Source organism: Neisseria sp. HMSC070A01, from assembly GCF_001810165.1.
GTDB lineage: Bacteria > Pseudomonadota > Gammaproteobacteria > Burkholderiales > Neisseriaceae > Neisseria.
Genome location: NZ_KV800128.1, coordinates 1 through 323, shown reverse-complemented (window position 1 = coordinate 323; position 323 = coordinate 1). Strand labels below are relative to the sequence as shown.

General features: G+C 41.2%; 1 protein-coding gene. It reads right to left on the bottom strand.

Going from position 1 to position 323, the window contains the following annotated elements; translation table 11 throughout:
• On the bottom strand, positions 1-296 hold a 296-nt coding region (locus HMPREF2711_RS10490; protein WP_141745676.1), incomplete at its 3' end, for a hypothetical protein.
• Positions 297-323 lie beyond the last annotated feature (27 nt).

Sequence of the window (323 nt, the reverse complement as noted above, 5' to 3'; positions counted from 1 at the left end):
CCTTCGGCTTCCGCTTGGCGTTGTGCTTGTTCATACTGTTGAGGTTGGTTTAATCCATTGCCAATACCTGTAGCTATATCTCTTATTGCTCCGCCTAAAATACCATCTAAGGCAGCGCCTAACGTCATTATTGAATTATGAGCAGCTTGTAAATAATCGCCATTCTTAAATGCCTTTGCTGCTTCTGCTGCATAATTTTTTGTATATGAATTATTTACAGCATTTGCAACAATTACCGTATTTGCAGCAGTTTGAAGCCTACCTGTACCGACTCTTTGATTAACAGTCGTGTTCATCGTACCAGTTTCGCCGTACTTTCCCGT